This window comes from Mycobacterium sp. NGS51, assembly GCF_059812525.1.
This window is the reverse complement of sequence record NZ_JCALCV010000048.1, coordinates 1-1,372: the sequence shown is the minus strand read 5'-3', so window position 1 is coordinate 1,372 and position 1,372 is coordinate 1. Positions and strand designations below refer to the sequence as shown.

The 1,372-nt window shown below is 61.2% G+C and carries 1 protein-coding gene; it reads left to right on the top strand.

Translation table 11 applies throughout. From position 1 onward, the window contains the following. Positions 1 to 112 precede the first annotated feature (112 nt). Positions 113 to 1,345, top strand: coding sequence for a DDE-type integrase/transposase/recombinase (locus AC5Y5W_RS24895; protein ID WP_500022658.1), 1,233 nt, complete (start codon positions 113 to 115; stop codon positions 1,343 to 1,345). Positions 1,346 to 1,372 lie beyond the last annotated feature (27 nt).

Here is a 1,372-nt window from a genome sequence, read left to right as displayed (position 1 = left end):
ATCGAACATACGTTCGAGTATAGCAGACTATTCCGACCGCGTTGACTCATCAAAAATGCGCGCGAAAGGCCGATTCGTTGCCTCATTGAAAATGCGCGCATACGCCCAGTGGATGGGGTTGGCATTGACAGAGCGCAGAGCAATCACCGAGGCGGCTGCGACCCGCTACCAGCTGGCGAGCAAGCGCGGTAAGAGTCGGATTCTTGACGAGTTGTGCGCCAATACGGGGTGGCACCGAAACCACGCGCGCAAGGCACTCAAGGCGGCGCTGCAACCCAAGGTCGTCGCACCGAGAAGTCCGCGGCCGGTGAAGTACGGGCCTGCTGTCATCGCGGCGCTGACGGTGTGCTGGACGGTGCTGGGCATGCCGGCCGGCAAACGGCTCGCGCCGATGCTAGGCGAACTGGTGGCGGTGCTGCGCCAGTTCGGGGAGCTGGTCATCGATGACGACACCGCAGAACTGTTGGTGTCGATGTCGGCGGCCACCATCGATCGCCGCCTGGCCGATGAACGGGCCAAATGCAAGATCAGAGGACGTGTGGGCACCAAGCCGGGGTCGTTGCTCAAAAGTCAGATCCCGGTGCGTACTTGGGCCGAGTGGGATGATGCTGTGCCCGGTTTCGTCGAGATTGACACGGTCTTTCACGACGGCGGCAATCGCGGCGGGGGCCATGCCTTCACGCTGACGGTCACCGACATCGCCACCGGCTGGACCGAGAGCCGTTCCATACCCGACAGGACGGCCAAGCAGGTTCTGGCTGCCCTCAATCACATCGCTGCCGCGATGCCGTTCCCGATCCTGGGTGTGGACTGCGACAACGGATCGGAATTCATCAACGACGACCTGCTGACATGGTGCCAAGACCGAAGCATCACCTTCACCCGATCACGGCCGGGCAACAAGAACGACGGCTGCCACGTCGAGCAGAAAAACTGGTCGGTGGTCCGCACCGTAGTCGGCTACTACCGCTACGACACCGCGTCAGAACTGTTGCTAATCAACGAGATCTGGCAACTACAATCAAAGCTGACCAACTACTTCCACCCGCAGCAGAAACTGATATCCAAAGTCCGCAAAGGCGCCAAGGTCTCCAGGAAGCACGACATCGCCACCACCCCGCTTCACCGCGCGGTCGACCACCCGAGCATGACCGTGGACCGTATCGTGGCGCTCAAGCGGACCTACTCGCTGATCAATCCGGCCGCCACTCAACGTCAAATCCAGGCATTGACCACCCAGCTCTTCACTATGGCCACCAGCAAAGCCGCACACGGCACCCCAGCTCCAGTCACCAAGCGCGCACGCTCACGTGAGGCAACGAATCACCCTTCGCGCGCATCTTGACATGAGTCAATAGGCGACACCGCCGGC

Bases quoted from the DNA above. Each gene is read 5' to 3' on its own strand.
- AC5Y5W_RS24895 (WP_500022658.1), top strand. From the start codon at position 113: ATGGGGTTGGCATTGACAGAGCGCAGAGCAATCACCGAGGCGGCTGCG.